This window comes from Actinomycetes bacterium, from assembly GCA_036510875.1.
GTDB lineage: Bacteria > Actinomycetota > Actinomycetes > Prado026 > Prado026 > DATCDE01.
Window position 1 is genome coordinate 1 of sequence record DATCDE010000371.1, and the last position, 15,505, is coordinate 15,505.

At 70.2% G+C, this 15,505-nt stretch carries 14 protein-coding genes and 2 tRNA genes; 14 read left to right on the forward strand and 2 right to left on the reverse strand.

Annotation, left to right across the window (positions count from 1 at the left end):
• Positions 1 to 489: 489 nt before the first annotated feature.
• Positions 490 to 563 (reverse strand) — tRNA-Gly (locus VIM19_21105).
• Positions 564 to 623: 60 nt separating this feature from the next.
• On the opposite strand from VIM19_21105, the gene VIM19_21110 reads away from it, so the two are divergent.
• The 6 genes from VIM19_21110 to VIM19_21135 all read left to right on the forward strand — a co-directional run bounded on the left by VIM19_21110 (position 624) and on the right by VIM19_21135 (position 5,432).
• Positions 624 to 699: transfer RNA gene (locus VIM19_21110), tRNA-Pro, on the forward strand.
• Between the two features lie 67 nt (positions 700 to 766).
• Positions 767 to 2,122 (forward strand): trigger factor, encoded by a 1,356-nt coding sequence (gene tig, locus VIM19_21115; GenBank protein HEY5187332.1) that lies wholly within the window; start codon positions 767 to 769, stop codon positions 2,120 to 2,122.
• A gap of 138 nt (positions 2,123 to 2,260) precedes the next feature.
• Positions 2,261 to 2,899, forward strand: a complete 639-nt coding sequence (locus VIM19_21120) for an ATP-dependent Clp protease proteolytic subunit (protein HEY5187333.1) — start codon at positions 2,261 to 2,263, stop codon at positions 2,897 to 2,899.
• 50 nt (positions 2,900 to 2,949) lie between these two features.
• Positions 2,950 to 3,594, forward strand: coding sequence for an ATP-dependent Clp protease proteolytic subunit (locus VIM19_21125; protein HEY5187334.1), 645 nt, complete (start codon positions 2,950 to 2,952; stop codon positions 3,592 to 3,594).
• A gap of 251 nt (positions 3,595 to 3,845) precedes the next feature.
• The gene (gene clpX, locus VIM19_21130) at positions 3,846 to 5,120 is read left to right on the forward strand and encodes an ATP-dependent Clp protease ATP-binding subunit ClpX (GenBank protein ID HEY5187335.1); all 1,275 of its coding nucleotides are present in this window, start codon (positions 3,846 to 3,848) and stop codon (positions 5,118 to 5,120) included.
• 66 nt (positions 5,121 to 5,186) lie between these two features.
• The gene (locus VIM19_21135; protein ID HEY5187336.1) at positions 5,187 to 5,432 is read left to right on the forward strand and encodes a hypothetical protein; all 246 of its coding nucleotides are present in this window, start codon (positions 5,187 to 5,189) and stop codon (positions 5,430 to 5,432) included.
• On the opposite strand, the gene valS is transcribed toward VIM19_21135, so the two are convergent.
• Complete coding sequence (valS, locus tag VIM19_21140) at positions 5,429 to 8,017, reverse strand: valine--tRNA ligase (GenBank protein HEY5187337.1); 2,589 nt, start codon at positions 8,015 to 8,017, stop codon at positions 5,429 to 5,431. The two genes, VIM19_21135 and valS, sit on opposite strands and share 4 nt — an antisense overlap.
• A 43-nt stretch (positions 8,018 to 8,060) precedes the next feature.
• On the opposite strand from valS, the gene VIM19_21145 reads away from it, so the two are divergent.
• The 8 genes from VIM19_21145 to VIM19_21180 form a co-directional block, all read left to right on the forward strand.
• The gene (locus VIM19_21145) at positions 8,061 to 9,377 is read left to right on the forward strand and encodes a folylpolyglutamate synthase/dihydrofolate synthase family protein (GenBank protein HEY5187338.1); all 1,317 of its coding nucleotides are present in this window, start codon (positions 8,061 to 8,063) and stop codon (positions 9,375 to 9,377) included.
• A 12-nt stretch (positions 9,378 to 9,389) separates the two neighbouring features.
• The gene (locus VIM19_21150; GenBank protein HEY5187339.1) at positions 9,390 to 9,716 is read left to right on the forward strand and encodes a DUF4233 domain-containing protein; all 327 of its coding nucleotides are present in this window, start codon (positions 9,390 to 9,392) and stop codon (positions 9,714 to 9,716) included.
• 60 nt (positions 9,717 to 9,776) lie between these two features.
• Positions 9,777 to 10,184, forward strand: a complete 408-nt coding sequence (gene ndk / locus VIM19_21155) for a nucleoside-diphosphate kinase (GenBank protein ID HEY5187340.1) — start codon at positions 9,777 to 9,779, stop codon at positions 10,182 to 10,184.
• Between the two features lie 134 nt (positions 10,185 to 10,318).
• Positions 10,319 to 11,350: a rod shape-determining protein gene (locus VIM19_21160; GenBank protein ID HEY5187341.1), complete on the forward strand. Its 1,032-nt coding sequence runs from the start codon at positions 10,319 to 10,321 to the stop codon at positions 11,348 to 11,350.
• 64 nt (positions 11,351 to 11,414) lie between these two features.
• Positions 11,415 to 12,371, forward strand: a complete 957-nt coding sequence (mreC, locus tag VIM19_21165; protein ID HEY5187342.1) for a rod shape-determining protein MreC — start codon at positions 11,415 to 11,417, stop codon at positions 12,369 to 12,371.
• Positions 12,368 to 12,892 (forward strand): rod shape-determining protein MreD, encoded by a 525-nt coding sequence (mreD, locus tag VIM19_21170; protein ID HEY5187343.1) that lies wholly within the window; start codon positions 12,368 to 12,370, stop codon positions 12,890 to 12,892. Before mreC ends, mreD begins: the two co-directional genes overlap by 4 nt.
• Before the next feature lie 127 nt (positions 12,893 to 13,019).
• Positions 13,020 to 15,227 carry a penicillin-binding protein 2 gene (gene mrdA, locus VIM19_21175; protein HEY5187344.1) on the forward strand — a complete coding sequence of 736 codons (2,208 nt, stop codon included), beginning with the start codon at positions 13,020 to 13,022 and terminating at the stop codon, positions 15,225 to 15,227.
• Positions 15,224 to 15,505 (forward strand): rod shape-determining protein RodA (locus VIM19_21180; GenBank protein HEY5187345.1); only part of this gene is annotated, 282 nt, incomplete at its 3' end. The genes mrdA and VIM19_21180, both read left to right, overlap by 4 nt.

The window sequence follows — 15,505 nt, forward strand, 5'->3', positions numbered from 1 at the left end:
GGGTGACGCGTTCTGGGCGGCCTCGTCGACACGGAGATCTCCGCTATAGCGGCGTGCGTGTCCACCATCTCAGCGCGCGTCGCCCGCCTCGTGTGTGAAATCCAGCGAGTTCGTGGTCCCTAGGGACACGACAAGGACTCACGGGACACGTTTTCTCATCGGTGCGTGCTTGCGTCCCAAGCTGCCAGCCGTTGCCGTTCGAGGACGGACCGATAGCCCGACTGGAGGCCGCCGTGGCAATTGTGGGTCTCGGCGGAGGCGGACCTGTGAGTGATCAAACCTGTGCAGCATGGGGAATCGCGGGTTCCGACGTCCGGAGCAGCGCCTGGAGAATCCCGTTGGAAGGCAAGCGCGACTGCCTTGAGAACTGACATCACCAGCCTGAGGGCTGGGGCTGTTTCCGCGTCTTTGTCGACATTTGCGATGTCAGATCACTCGGCCAAATGCTCTGTGCGGCAACGGATCCCGGCTAGGCGAGCCGAGATCCGGTGGAGCGGGTGACCGGGATCGAACCGGCATGGCCAGCTTGGAAGGCTGGGGCTCTGCCATTGAGCTACACCCGCGCAGGCGCGCACACCCGTCATCGGGCTGCGCCAGCGTCCTCTAGAGTAAGGGGTGCGCTGCGGGGCGTAGCGTAGTGGCTAGCGCGCCTGCTTTGGGGGCAGGAGATCGGGAGTTCGAGTCTCCCCGCCCCGACCAACCCGTCGCATCGCCGTCAGCCCGGTTGGCGGCCCGTCCTGCACCGAGTCCGAGGAGACGTACGACCGTGAAGAGCGCTGTCGAGACCCTGACCCCGACCCGGGTCAAGCTGACCGTCGAGGTCCCCTTCGACGAGCTCAAGCCGAGCCTGGACGCCGCCTACCGGCGGATCGCCGGCCAGGTCAACATCCCCGGGTTCCGCAAGGGCAAGGTCCCGGCAGCGATCATCGACCAGCGGGTCGGCCGCGGGGCGGTCCTCGACGAAGCGGTCAACGAGCACCTGCCCAAGGCGTACAACGCGGCCGCGCAGGAGCACGGGGTCAAGGCCCTCGGACAGCCCGACGTCGACGTCACCGATTTCGCCGACGGCGAGCAGCTCACCTTCACCGCCGAGGTGGACATCCGGCCGCAGATCGAGCTGCCGGACTACGACGGGCTCGAGGTCACCGTCGACGACGCTGAGGTCACCGACGCCGACGTCGACGAGCAGCTGACCAGCCTGGCTGCCCGATTCGCGTCGCTCACCCTCGTCGAGCGGCCGGTCGAGGACTTCGACTTCGTGACCATCGACCTGTCCGCGACCCACGACGGGCACGCGGTCGAGGACGCCACCGCGTCCGGGATGTCCTACGAGGTCGGCAGTGGCACGCTGCTCGAGGGCCTGGACGCCGCCATCGTCGGCCTGTCGGCGGGGGAGTCGGCCACCTTCAACGACCGGCTGCGTGCCGGCGACCACGCTGACGCGGACGTCGACGTCGAGGTGACCGTCACCGCGGTCAAGGTGCGCAACATGCCGGACCTGGACGACGACTTCGCCCAGCTGGCCAGCGAGTTCGACACCCTGGACGAGCTCAAGGACGACCTACGGCGGCGGCTGGCCGACTACAAGAAGGTCCAGCAGGGCATCCAGGCCCGCGACCGGGCGCTGCAGAAGCTGCTGTCCCTCGTCGAGGTGCCGCTGCCCGAGGCCCTGGTCCAGGCCCAGATCGAGAGCCACTTCCAGGACGGCCACGGGGACGATGAGCACCACGCCGAGTACGACAAGCAGGTCCGTGAGGGGCTGGCCGCGCAGTTCGTCCTGGACGACGTGGCGGTCAAAGAGGAGCTGTCCGTCGGCGAGGGCGAGCTGAGCGAGTACATCGTCGCGAACGCCCAGCAGTACGGCATGACTCCGGACCAGTTCGCCCAGGAGATCGTCAACGCAGGACAGGTGCCCGCGGTCGTCGGCGAGGTCGTGCGGGCCAAGGCGCTCGCCGTCATCCTCGAGCGGGCGACCGTGACGGACGAGTCCGGCAACGAGGTCGACCTGGCCGCCCTCGGCGTCGGCGTCGGCGTCGGCGCCGAGCCGGCCGAGGCCATTGACGAGGCGGACGACGCCGACGACGCCGACGAGGTCGAGAGCGAGGGAGATGACGAGGGCTGACCGAGCCGCTCGTTACCCCGTCAGCGAACAGCGCCCCTCCTGCGGATGGCAGGGGGGGCGCCTCGCGTTAGGGTCCGATACACCCGCGGGTCACCGCAGGGCACCGTGTGAGGAAGGTGGAGCTCCGTGACGCAACCGATGTCCCCGTTCGAGGGTCCGGGCCTGACCGTGTCGACCTTGCGGTCGCCGCAACCGGGCGGCGCCGCCGGTCTCGACGACTCGGTCTACCAGCGGTTGCTCCGCGAGCGGATCATCTTCCTAGGCTCGGTCGTCGAGGACCAGATGGCCAATGCGATCTGCGCCCAGATGCTCCTGCTCGCGGCGGAGGACCCGGAGAAGGACATCTACCTATACATCAACTCGCCGGGCGGGTCGGTGTCGGCCGGAATGGCGATCTACGACACGATGCAGTTCGTCAAGAACGACGTCGCGACCGTGGCCATGGGCCTGGCGGCATCGATGGGCCAGTTCCTGCTCTGCGCAGGCGCGGCTGGCAAGCGCTACGCCCTGCCGCACGCGCGGATCATGATGCACCAGCCCTCGGGTGGCATCGGCGGGACGGCGTCGGACATCCGCATCCAGGCCGAGCAGATGCTCTACACCAAGAACAAGATGGCCGAGCTCATCGCTCAGCACACCGGTCAGCCGGTCGACCAGATCCAGAAGGACTCCGACCGCGACCGCTGGTTCACCGCCGACGAGGCCCTCGACTACGGCTTCGTCGACAAGGTCGTCCGCTCCGCCGGCCAGGTGTCCGGCTCCGGCGGCACCGCGTGACCACCTTCGGCACACGCCGGCCGTACCGCAACGACGTCCCGGAGGACTTCATGAACGCCCCGCACGCCAGCACCCCGCTGCCGAACCCGCAGAGCCGGATCATCCCCAAGTTCATCGAGCGCACCGCCAACGGCGAGCGCCAGTGGGACCCGTACACCAAGCTGTTCGACGAGCGGATCATCTTCCTGGGGATCCCGATCTACGACGAGGTCGCCGACGACATCATGGCTCAGCTGCTGTGCCTGGAGTCGATGGACCCGGACCGGGACATCTCCATCTACATCAACAGCCCCGGCGGCTCGTACACGGCCATGACGGCGATCTACGACACGATGCAGTTCGTCAAGCCGGACATCTCCACGGTCTGCCTCGGCCAGGCCGCGTCCGCGGCCGCCGTCCTGCTGGCCGCTGGGACGCCGGGCAAGCGGTTCGCGCTGCCGCACTCGCGGGTGCTGATCCACCAGCCGTCCACCGAGGGTGGCGGCCAGGGCTCGGACATCGAGATCCAGGCTAACGAGATCCTGCGGATGCGCTCCGAGATGGAGGGGATCATCGCCCAGCACACCGGCCGCGACGTGGACCTGGTCCGCCAGGACATCGAGCGCGACAAGATTCTCACGGCCGAGGACTCCGTCGCCTACGGGATCATCGACCAGGTGATCAACTCGCGGAAGGCGTCGGCGCTCTCGTCCTGAAGCCGCCGTCCAGCACCACCCCAGCCAAGATCACCGTCGGCGGTACGGATCGGCCCTTCCGGGGCGCTCTGCGACCGGTAAACGTGATCTGGGTGCGTTTCGGGGGGCTGGAGCGGCCGGTGGGACGCCGGCGGCGGGCTGTCCGCTGACAGCGGACAGCCACGACGCGCCCGGTCAATGGGGGGCGCCACGCCGGGGCCCCGGGGTACCGTCGTTTCGACTCGCTCCACTCGGCGAAGGGGACACAACCCGTGGCACGCATCGGCGACGGTGGTGACTTGCTCAAGTGCTCTTTCTGCGGGAAGAGCCAAAAGCAGGTCAAGAAGCTCATTGCCGGACCCGGCGTGTACATCTGCGACGAGTGCATCGACCTGTGCAACGAGATCATCGAGGAGGAGCTCTCCGAGTCCTCCGACCTGCAGTGGGACGACCTGCCGAAGCCGCGCGAGATCTACGAGTTCCTCGACCAGTACGTTATCGGCCAGGACTCCGCGAAGAAGGCCCTCTCGGTCGCCGTCTACAACCACTACAAGCGGGTGCAGGCTGGCTCGGAGTCCCGCAGCCGTGAGGAGCAGGTCGAGCTCACCAAGTCCAACATCTTGCTGCTGGGGCCCACCGGCTGTGGCAAGACGCTGCTGGCGCAGACCCTCGCCCGGATGCTCAACGTGCCGTTCGCCATCGCCGACGCCACCGCGCTCACCGAGGCGGGCTACGTTGGTGAGGACGTCGAGAACATCCTGCTCAAGCTGATCCAGGCGGCCGACTACGACGTCAAGAAGGCCGAGACCGGGATCATCTACATCGACGAGGTCGACAAGATCGCCCGCAAGAGCGAGAACCCGTCGATCACCCGGGACGTCTCCGGCGAAGGGGTCCAGCAGGCGCTGCTGAAGATCCTCGAGGGCACCACCGCGTCCGTGCCGCCGCAGGGCGGGCGCAAGCACCCGCACCAGGAGTTCATCCAGATCGACACCACCAACGTGCTGTTCATCGTGGGCGGGGCGTTCGCCGGTCTCGACAAGATCATCGCGAGCCGGGTGGGCAAGAAGGGGATCGGCTTCGGTGCCCAGCTGCGCGGCGCCGACGACAAGCCGGCCAACTCCTTCGGCGACGTGATGCCCGAGGACCTGCTGAAGTTCGGCATGATCCCCGAGTTCGTCGGCCGGCTGCCGGTCATCACCAGCGTGGAGAACCTCGACCACGAGGCGCTGATCCGGATCCTCACCGAGCCGAAGAACGCACTCGTCCGGCAGTACAACCGGCTGTTCGAGCTGGACGGCGTCGAGCTGGAGTTCACCGAGGACGCCCTCGAGGCGATCGCCGACCTGGCCATCCTGCGCGGCACCGGGGCCCGCGGACTGCGGGCGATCATGGAGGAGGTACTCCTCTCCGTGATGTACGAGGTGCCCTCCCGCGAGGACGTCGCCCGGGTGGTGGTCAACCGCGAGGTCGTGCTCGAGCACGTCAACCCGACGCTGGTTCCCCGCGAGGCACCCAAGCGTGAGCGCCGGGAGAAGTCCGCCTGAACAGCAGGTGACCACGCCGCGGGGGACCATGCATTCCCCTGAGGGCCGACGTGGCGGCTGCTTCGTTTGGAGCTCGCCCTCGAGGCGAGCCTGCTGGTGCTCTCGCCGCGATTCGTCGGGGTCCCGCCGGAGGTGATGGAAGCGACCGTGATCACGTTCATCGCGCACCGAAGCCCAGCCAACGCCTCCGAGCTGGTCGCCGGCCTGATCGTGTGGTGGGTCTGCGTCCAGCTGGTGCCGATGGTGTTCGGCGCCGGGCTGGTGGCGGCTGCGGCACCGCGAGGTGGCCGAGCCGGCGTCTTGACCAGCTAGGACGCGGCCGGCGGCGCCAGCACGACCTCGACGCTGACCCCCTCAGCCCCTGGTTCGAACGCGAGGGCATCGATCCGGCCGGCCCCGCGCAGGTCGTCGGCAGCCAGGCCGATCCGGTCCAGCGCCTCGGCGGGCCCGCGCACCACGGCGCGCTCCACCTCGGCCCGCATGGACGTCTTCGCCTCCGACTTCGCCTTGCGGACGTTGGAGAGCACGGCGCCGACGTCGGAGAGCAGCGCAGAGTCGGCCGCGCCCGCGAGCAGCTGCAGGTCGGTCGCGTCCGGCCAAGCGGAGCGGTGCACCGACCCGGTCTGCCACCACGACCAGACCTCCTCGGCGACGAAGGGGAGGAACGGTGCGAACAGCCGCAGCTGCACCGAGAGCGCCGTGGCCAAGGTGGCCTGCGCGGAGCGGGCGCCCGGCTCGCCGCGGCTGGCGTAGGCGCGGTCCTTGACCAGCTCGAGGTAGTCGTCGGTGAACGTCCAGAAGAACGTCTCGGCGGCGTCCAGAGCCCGGGTGTAGTCGTAGCCGTCGAAGGCGGCCGTGGCCCGCTCGACCACGCCGGCCAGCTCGGCCAGCAGGGCCCGGTCGAGCGGCTCAGTGATCGCGGCGGCGTCGAAGGCGAGCTCGGCCCTGGCACCGACGCCGAGCACGAACTTGCTGGCGTTGAGGATCTTGATGGCCAGCCGTCGGCCGATCTTCATCTGGCCGACGTCGAAGGCCGTGTCGGTGCCGGGCCGGCCGCTGGCCGCCCAGTACCGGACGGCGTCCGAGCCGTGCTCGTCGAGCAGGTCGATGGGCGTGACCACGTTGCCCTTTGACTTGGCCATCTTCTTGCGGTCCGGGTCGAGGATGAACCCGGAGATGGTGGCGTTGGTCCAGGGCAGGCAGTCCAGCTCCAGGTGCGAGCGCACCACCGAGGAGAACAGCCAGGTCCGGATGATGTCGTGCGCCTGCGGGCGCAGGTCCATGGGGAAGACCCGGGCGAACAGGTCGGGGTCGCGCTCCCACCCGCCGGCGATCTGCGGGGTCAGGGACGACGTCGCCCAGGTGTCCATGATGTCCGGGTCGCCGATGAAGCCGCCGGGGACGCCGCGCTGCTCCTCGGTGTAGCCGGGCGGGACGTGGCTGCTGGGGTCGACTGGCAGCGCGGACTCGTCCGGCAGGATCGCGCGGTCGTACAGCGGCTCGCCGTCGGCGTCCAGCGGGTACCAGACCGGGAACGGGACGCCGAAGAACCGCTGCCGGCTGACCAGCCAGTCGCCGTTGAGCCCCTCGACCCAGTTCTCGAACCGGTGCTGCATGTACCCCGGGTGCCAGCGCAGCTCGGCACCACGCTCGAGCAGCTCGTCGCGCAGGAAGGCGTCCCGGCCGCCGTTGCGCAGGTACCACTGGCGGGTGGACACGATCTCCAGCGGGCGGTCGCCCTTCTCGAAGAACTTGACCGCGTGCGTGATCGGCCGCGGCTCGCCGACCAGCTCGCCGGACTCGTGCAGCATCGTGACCACGGTCTCGCGGGCGGTGTGCACGGTCGACCCGGCCAGCCGGGCGTAGGCCGTGCGGGCCCCCTCGGAGTCCAGGCCGGACGGCGGGTCGGCGAGCAGCCGGCCGTCCCAGCCGATGACCGCCCGGGTCGGCAGCTGCAGCTCCCGCCACCAGGTGACGTCGGTGATGTCACCGAAGGTGCAGATCATGGCGATGCCGCTGCCCTTATCGGGCTCCGCGAGATGGTGCGCGACGACGGGCACGTCGACGCCGAACAGGGGGGTGCGCACGGTGCTGCCGAACAACGACTGGTAGCGCTCGTCGTCCGGGTGGGCCACCAGCGCGACGCAGGCGGGCAGCAGCTCGGGACGGGTGGTGTCGATCTCCACGACACCGCCGTCCGGCAGGTGAAAGGTGAGCAGGTGGTAGGCGCCGGGGCGCTCCCGGTCCTCGAGCTCGGCCTGGGCGACGGCGGTGCGGAAGGTGACGTCCCAAAGGGTGGGGGCCTCGGACTGGTAGGCCTCGCCACGGGCCAGGTTGCGCAGGAACGCCCGCTGCGAGGCGGCCTGCGAGTTCGCGTCGATGGTCTGGTAGGTCATCGACCAGTCCACCGACAGCCCGAGCCGGCGCCAGACCCGCTCGAAGACCTGCTCGTCCTCGATCGTCTGCTTCAGGCACAGGTCGACGAAGTTGCGCCGGGAGATCGGGATCTGCTGCTTGCCCGGCTCGGCGGGCGGCGCGAAGTCCGGGTCGAACGGGACCGACGGGTCGCAGCGCACGCCGAAGTAGTTCTGCACCCGGCGCTCAGTGGGCAGCCCGTTGTCGTCCCACCCCATCGGGTAGAAGACCTCTTTGCCCCGCATCCGCTGGTAGCGCGCCACCGTGTCGGTGTGGGTGTAGGAGAACGCATGGCCGACGTGCAGCGAGCCGCTCGCGGTGGGCGGCGGGGTGTCGATCGCGTAGACCTCCGATCGCTCCTTGCTGCGATCGAATCGGTAGGTGCCCTGCTCCTGCCATACCGCGGCCCACTTCTCCTCGATGCCGTCGATGGACGGCTTCTCCGGGGGCTGCGGAAGGGACTGCGGTCGGGGCTGCTCCATGAACCGACATCCTAGGAGAGCCGCGCGCGTACACTCGCCGCCCGTGACTCCCGCTGAGGTCGAGGCCGAGCTGCTGCGCCGCTGGCCGGAGTCCCAGCTGGACCCGTCGCTGGACCGGATCCAGGACCTGCTGGGTGTGCTGGGCGACCCGCACACGGCCTACCCGGTGATCTTGGTGGCTGGCACGAACGGCAAGACGTCGACCTCTCGGATGATCGAGGCGCTGGTCCGGGCCGCCGGGCTGCGCACCGGCCTGTACACCAGCCCGCACCTGGAACGGGTGGCCGAGCGGATCGTCGTGGACGGCGAGGCGCTCGACGACGAGGCGCTCGCGGCCGCCTACGAGGATCTGGCGCCGTACCTGGAGATCGTGGACGCGCGGCACGAGCATCCCCTGTCGTTCTTCGAGGTGCTGACCGCGATGGCGTACGCGACCTTCGCGGAGGCCCCGGTGGACGTCGCCGTTGTCGAGGTCGGCCTAGGCGGGACCTGGGACGCCACCAACCTGGTCGACGCGCAGGTCGCCGTGGTCACGCCGATCGGGCTGGACCACCAGGCCTACCTGGGGGACACCCTCGCCGCCATCGCGGGGGAGAAGGCCGGGATCATCAAGCCCGGTTCGCTCGCCATCGTGGCGCAGCAGCCGCTGGAGGCGGCGGAGGTGCTGGTGCGCCGGTGCGCGGAGGTCGGAGCCACGGTCGCGCGGGAGGGCCTGGAGTTCGGCGTCGCCACCCGCAGCGTGGCCGTGGGCGGCCAGCTGCTGACCCTGCGTGGCCTGGGCGGGGTCTACGACGAGGTCTTCACATCGCTGCTGGGCGCGCACCAGGCGCACAACGCGGCCGTGGCTCTGGCCGCGGCGGAGGGCCTGCTCGGCGGCGGCGGCGAGTCGCTGGACCCCGATCTGGTGCGGACGGCGTTCGCCGGGGTCCGCTCGCCCGGGCGGCTCGAGGTGGTCCGCCGGTCACCCACGGTGCTGATCGACGCGGCCCACAACCCGGCCGGCGCCGCGGCGCTGGCCGACGCGGTGACCGACTCGTTCACCTTCGACCGGCTGGTCGGCGTGGTGGGCGTGCTGTCCGACAAGGACGCGCGGGGCATCTTGGACGCGCTGGAGCCGGTGCTCAGCGAGGTGGTGGTCACGCGGCCGCCGTCCCCCCGGGCCATGAACCCGGACGTGCTCGGTGCCCTGGCCGTCGCCGTCTTCGGCGAGAACCGGGTGGTGGTCGTGCCCGGCGTGGCCGACGCGGTCGCCGAGGCGGTCGCGCTGGCCGAGGACAGCGCAGCCCTGGGCGGCTCCGGGGTGCTGGTCGCCGGGTCGGTCGTGCTGGCCGGCGAGGTGCGGCGGCTGCTGCGCGGCTGAGAGGCTGGTTCCGTGCGTGTCCTCGGTGCGAGTGTGCTGATCTTCGAGGCGATCGTCGTCGGCCTGGCCATCCCTGCGGCGCTGGCGCTGACCGACGCCGACCCGGCGGTGGTCGGCTGGTGGTTCGGCGGGGCTGCCGTGGCCGGCGTCGTCATCGCGGGGCTGTTGCGCCACCGCGCGGGGTACCTGCTCGGCAGCCTGCTGCAGGTGGTGGTGATCGCCGCCGGGTTCGTGCTGCCGGTGATGTTCTTCATGGGCGGGCTGTTCGCGCTGTTGTGGGGGCTCGCCCTGTACTTCGGGCACAAGGCGGAGGCCGTTCGCGCGGCGGCCGGCGGGTAGGCTGCGCGTCGGCCTCTCCCGAGGACCACCCTCCACCGCAGTACCGAGCAGGAGAATCCCGTGACCGAGCGCAGCCTCGTCCTCGTCAAGCCCGACGGCGTCGACCGCGGACTCGTCGGCGAGGTCATCCACCGGATCGAGGCCAAGGGCCTGCGCCTGGCGGCGCTGGACCTGCGGACCCTCACGGCCGAGGCCGCGCAGACCCACTACGCCGAGCACCGGGAGAAGCCGTTCTTCGGCGACCTGGTGAGCTTCATCACCTCCGGGCCGCTCGTGGCCATGGTGGTCGAGGGCCCGCGGGCGATCGAGGCGTTCCGCCAGCTGGCCGGGGCAACCGACCCGGTGAAGGCGAACACCGGCAGCATCCGCGGTGACTTCGCGACCGAGGTCCAGAACAACGTCGTCCACGGCTCGGACTCCCCGGAGTCAGCGGCCCGCGAGATCGCGCTCTTCTTCCCCACCCTCTGACCACCCCGACCCTTCATGCGGGAAGGGGAGAGTCGTTTGGGAGGCCGTGGGGCGGTTAGCATAGGTCCCCGGCCCGCGTCGGAACTCGGCGGGTGCTCGGTAGTCGCTCTCTTCTGGAAGGTCCGTTCTTCCCCATGGCCAACAACATGTCGTTCATCGGTCGTGACATGGCCGTCGACCTCGGAACCGCCAACACCCTGGTGTACGTGCGCGGCCGGGGCATCGTGCTCAATGAGCCATCCGTCGTGGCGATCAACCAGAACACGGGCGGAATCCTCGCGGTCGGTGCCGAGGCGAAGAAGATGATCGGCCGCACGCCGGGCAACATCGTCGCGATCCGGCCGCTCAAGGACGGCGTGATCGCCGACTTCGACACCACCGAGCGGATGCTGCGCTACTTCATCCAGAAGGTGCACAAGCGCCGGCACCTGGCCAAGCCGCGTATCGTCGTCTGCGTCCCGTCCGGGATCACCGGCGTCGAGCAGCGCGCGGTCAAGGACGCCGGCTACGCCGCGGGCGCCCGCAAGGTCTACATCATCGAGGAGCCGATGGCCGCGGCCATCGGGTCGGGCCTGCCGGTGCACGAGCCGACCGGCAACATGGTCGTCGACATCGGCGGCGGCACCACCGAGGTCGCCGTGATCTCCCTCGGCGGCATCGTCACGGCGCAGAGCATCCGGGTCGGCGGCGACGAGCTGGACAACGCGATCATCCAGTACGTCAAGAAAGAGTACTCGCTGCTCCTCGGTGAGCGCACCGCCGAGGAGATCAAGATGGCGATCGGCTCGGCGTTCCCGATGCCAGACGAGCCGCACGCCGAGATCCGCGGCCGCGACCTGGTCACCGGTTTGCCGAAGACCATCGTGGTGTCCAGCGAGGAGATCCGGAAGGCGCTGGAGGAGCCGGTCAACGCCGTCGTCGACGCCGTCAAGACCACGCTCGACAAGTGCCCGCCTGAGCTGTCCGGCGACATCATGGACCGCGGCATCGTGCTCACCGGCGGTGGCGCGCTGCTCAAGGGTCTCGACGAGCGGCTTCGGCACGAGACCGGAATGCCGATCCACATCGCCGAGCGGCCGCTGGACTGCGTCGCGCTCGGTTCCGGCAAGTGCGTGGAGGAGTTCGAGGCACTGCAGCAGGTGCTGATTTCCGAGCCTCGCCACTGATCGGGTCCGACGTCACCGTGCCCGCCGGTTGGCCGTGGTACGCGGCTGCTCGTAGGGACGGAGCATGAGGGACACCCGGCGCACCCGGATCGTGCTCGCGGTCCTGCTGCTCGTGTCGTTCACCCTGATCACCCTGGACGTGCGCGGCGGCGACTCCGGCCCGGTCGGGGCGATCCGGTCGGCCACCGGCACGGTGTTCGGCCCGGTCCAGCGGGCCGTGGCCGCTGTGTACGAGCCGGTCCGCAACTTCTTCGGCGGTCTTGGCCATGACGAGCATGCCCGGCTGGTCCAGCTGGAGAAGGAGAACACCGACCTGACCCTGCGCCTGCGGACCAGCCAGTACGCCGAGTCGCGGGCCGCCGAGCTGGACGCGCTGCTCAAGGTGGCCGGGCTCGGCCAGTACCGCATCGTGCCCGCCCAGGTGATCGCGGTCGGCCCGGCCCAGGGCTTCGCCTGGACGGCGCTGCTGGACGCCGGCAGCCGGGATGGTCTCAAGGTTGGCATGACGGTTATCAACGGCGACGGGCTGGTGGGCCGGGTCAAGTCGGTCACCAACAGCACGGCGACCGTGCTGCTCCTCGTGGACGGGGAGTCGACGGTCGGGTCCCGGCTCGAGGGCGGGCTCACCTTGAGCCTGGCCAACGGCCAGGGCGGCAACCAGCCCATGCAGCTGCAGGTGCTCGACCCGCGGGTGGCGCTGACTTCCGGCGACCGGGTGGTCACCCGCGGCTCCGACTTCGTGTCCGGGGTGCCGATCGGGGTGGTGACCAAGGTGCAGCCCACCCAGGGCACCCTGGTCCGGGTGGCCGACCTGCAGCCCTACGTCGACGTCCGGTCGCTGGACCTGGTCGGGGTGGTCGTGCAGGGGCCGCGCACCAACCCGCGCGACTCGGTGCTGCCGCCGCGGCCCTCGGCCGGCCCCTCAGCGAGCGCCTCGCCGTCGGCCACGGCGAGCCCATCGGGGAGCGCCGGAGCCACCGCCTCCGCGGGACCGTCGGCCAGCGCCTCGCCGAGCCGATGACCGTCCCCCGCGCGGCGCTGGCGGTGGTCCTGCTGTCGACCGCGGTGGTGCTGCAGACCGCTGTGCTGTCCCGGATCCCGCTCCCTGGCGCGACCCCCGACCTGTTGCTGCTCGTGCTGGTCGGCCTGGCCCTCGTGCAGGGCCCGGTGAGCGGAGCCGTCACCGGCTTCTTCGCCGGTCTGCTGCTCGACCTGGTGCCGCCGGCGGACGGCACGGTCGGGCGGTGGGCCCTGGTCATGTGCCTGGTCGGCTTCGCGGCCGGTCGGTCCCGGGACACCGTGGGTCGGTCCACGTTCCGCCCGCTCCTCGTCGTGGCGGGGCTGGCTGCGGCGGCCATCCTCGGCTACGCCCTGCTGGGGCTGCTGCTGGGCGACCCACGGGTGACCTGGTCCGCGCTGACCGACAGCCTGCCGACGGCTGTTCTGTACGATGTCCTCCTGACGCCGTTCGTCGTCCCGTTCGTGATGTCGTTGGCCCGGCGCGTCGAACCCGAGCCGTCCTGGGCCCGGCTGCCGAGGTGAACCCGGTCACAGCGCCTGGTCGACGCATCGCGAGGGGAACGGCGCCGAGGACCCGGACGTCGTACCTTCGGGCCGACCACGGCTCCTTCCACCCAGACTGCCACCGATCCCAGGGGAGCAACCGGTAGTGAGCGACCGCTCGCGTCTGCGCCTCGTCGTGCTGCAGGTGCTCGTCTTCTCACTCCTGGTCACCCTGCTCGGCCGGCTGTGGTTCCTGCAGGTCGCCGCGGGTCAGCAGTACCGCGCCGCCGCCCAGAACAACGTCGTGCGCGAGGTGGTCACCCCACCGGTGCGCGGGCTCATCCTCGACGACCAGGGCCGCCAGCTGGTGGACAACCGCACGACGCTCGTCGTCACGGTCGACCGCTCGACCATGGACAAGCAGAAGGACGGCGGGGTGGCGGTGCTGACCAAGCTCGCCAAGGTCCTGCGCACGACCTACTCCGACCTGCACGAGCGGATCCAACTGTGCGGGACGCCCGGCGCGAAGAAGCCGCCGATCTGCTGGAACGGGTCCCCGTTCCAGCCCATCCCGGTAGCCAAGGACGTCACCGCCGAGGTCGCCTTGTCGATCATGGAGCGGCGGGAGGACTACCCCGGGGTGTCCACCGACCTCGAGGCGCTGCGCGACTACCCCGAGCCGGATGGCGCCACGGCGGCGAACCTGCTCGGCTACCTCGGTCCGGTGGACCCCCAGGAGGTGGCCGACTCCAAGGGCTCCTCGTCGCCGCTCTACGGCAGCGAGCAGATCGGCCGCGACGGCCTGGAGGCGGAGTACGACGAGCAGCTGCGCGGGACCCCCGGCGTCAAGCAGCTCGCGGTGGACTTCGGCGGGAACGTGACCGGCACGCTGGGGGAGACCCCCGCGGTCCCCGGCAACTACCTGGTCACCAGCATCGACGCCAAGGTGCAGGCCGTGGCCGAGCAGGCGCTGAAGGACCGGATCATGGCGGCCCGCCAGGGCAACACGTTCGAGCACAAGAAGTTCGCCGCGGACTCCGGCGCCGTCGTCGTCATGGACGTCACCACCGGTCGGATCGTGGCCATGGCCAGCTACCCGAACTACGACCCCAACGTGTGGGTGGGCGGGATCAGCTACAAGGAGTACGCGGCGCTGACCAGCCCCACCTCGGGCTACCCGCTCGTCTCCCGGGCGATCGCCGGCCAGTTCGCCCCTGCGTCGACGTTCAAGGTGGTCTCGACGATGGCCGCCGTCCAGGAGGGCTTCTCGCTCAACGCCCTCTACCCCTGTACGACGAGCTACGCCTTCGCGAACACCTCCAAGCGCAACTACGAGAGCGAGGCCTACGGGCCGATCGCGATCGCCAGGGCGATCGAGGTCTCCTGCAACACGGTCTTCTACCGGCTCGGCTACGAGACCTGGCTGAAGGACGAGGCCAGGGCCAAGCCCAAGGAGTCCTTCGTCATGGACGCCAGGGCGTCCGGCTACGGCAGCAAGACCGGCATCGACCTGCCGGGAGAGCTGCCCGGACTCGTCGTCTCGAGGGCGGACCGCAAGGCCAACTGGGAGCAGAACAAGGCGATCTACTGCTCCCGGGCGAAGACCGGCTACCCGGAGGTCAAGGACCAGGCGCAGGCGGCGTACCTGAAGGCCATCGCGGCCGAGAACTGTGTCGACGGCTGGATGTACCGCGGTGGTGACGCGGTCAACGTCGCCATCGGTCAGGGCGACACGCTGGTGACCCCGCTGCAGGTGGCCCGGCTGTACGCGGCGATCGCCAACGGCGGCACCCTGTACACGCCGGAGGTCGCCAAGGCGATCGTGTCCCCCGAGGGCAAGGTCGTTCAGGAGATCAAGCCCAAGGTCGCCGGTAGGCTGCCCGCCTCCGCCTCGACCATCGCCTACCTGCAGCAGGCCCTGCGCGGCGTCGCCCTGCGAGGCACCGGCTCCGGGGTGTTCGGACCGTCCTACCCGATCGCGATGGCCGCCAAGACCGGGTCGGGAACGGTCGCCGGCAAGGACGACACGTCGTGGTTCGTCTCCTACGCGCCGGCCGACCACCCGAAGTACGCCGTCGTCATGATGGTCAGCCAGGGTGGCACCGGCGCGGGGACGAGCGGGCCCGGCGTGAAGACCATCTACGACGCGCTGTTCGGGGTGAAGGGCAACACGGTGGACGCCAAGGCGTCGATCCTGCCTGGCGGGGTCCTGCCGTCCACGCTGCCGCCGGCGTCGGTCTACGGCCAGCCCGCGGCCGCCACCGCCTCCCTGACCACGCCGACCGCCCCCGCCACGCCCACGCCGGTGGCCGGGCTGGCCATGGCCCTGCCCCCCGCGCAGGACCTGCGGCGACTGAGCGGCGGCGGGCCATGACCCTCGGCTACCCGGTCTCGTACTCGCGCAGCCGCTCGCTGGCAGCGCGGGCCGTCGCCAGGGACTCGATGCTGCGCCGGCTGGACTGGGTGCTCGCCCTCGCGGTGCTGATGCTGCTCGCGATCGGCACCGCGCTCGTGTGGTCGGCGACCCGGCAGCGGGAGCTGGACGCGGGCCTGGACCCGCAGGCGTTCTTGAAGAAGCACCTGCTCAACATCACCATCGGGCTGGCGCTGGCGGTGGTGACCACGCTGCTGGACTACCGGATGCTGCGCGCC

What these genes read in the sequence shown, in the direction of transcription:
- mreC (HEY5187342.1), top strand. Translation starts at nt 11,415, where the DNA reads ATGAGGGACACCCGGCGCACCCGGATCGTGCTCGCGGTCCTGCTGCTC.
- VIM19_21125 (HEY5187334.1), top strand. Translation starts at nt 2,950, where the DNA reads ATGAACGCCCCGCACGCCAGCACCCCGCTGCCGAACCCGCAGAGCCGG.
- VIM19_21120 (HEY5187333.1), top strand. Translation starts at nt 2,261, where the DNA reads ATGTCCCCGTTCGAGGGTCCGGGCCTGACCGTGTCGACCTTGCGGTCG.
- valS (HEY5187337.1), bottom strand. Translation starts at nt 8,017, where the DNA reads ATGGAGCAGCCCCGACCGCAGTCCCTTCCGCAGCCCCCGGAGAAGCCG.
- VIM19_21160 (HEY5187341.1), top strand. Translation starts at nt 10,319, where the DNA reads ATGGCCAACAACATGTCGTTCATCGGTCGTGACATGGCCGTCGACCTC.
- mreD (HEY5187343.1), top strand. Translation starts at nt 12,368, where the DNA reads ATGACCGTCCCCCGCGCGGCGCTGGCGGTGGTCCTGCTGTCGACCGCG.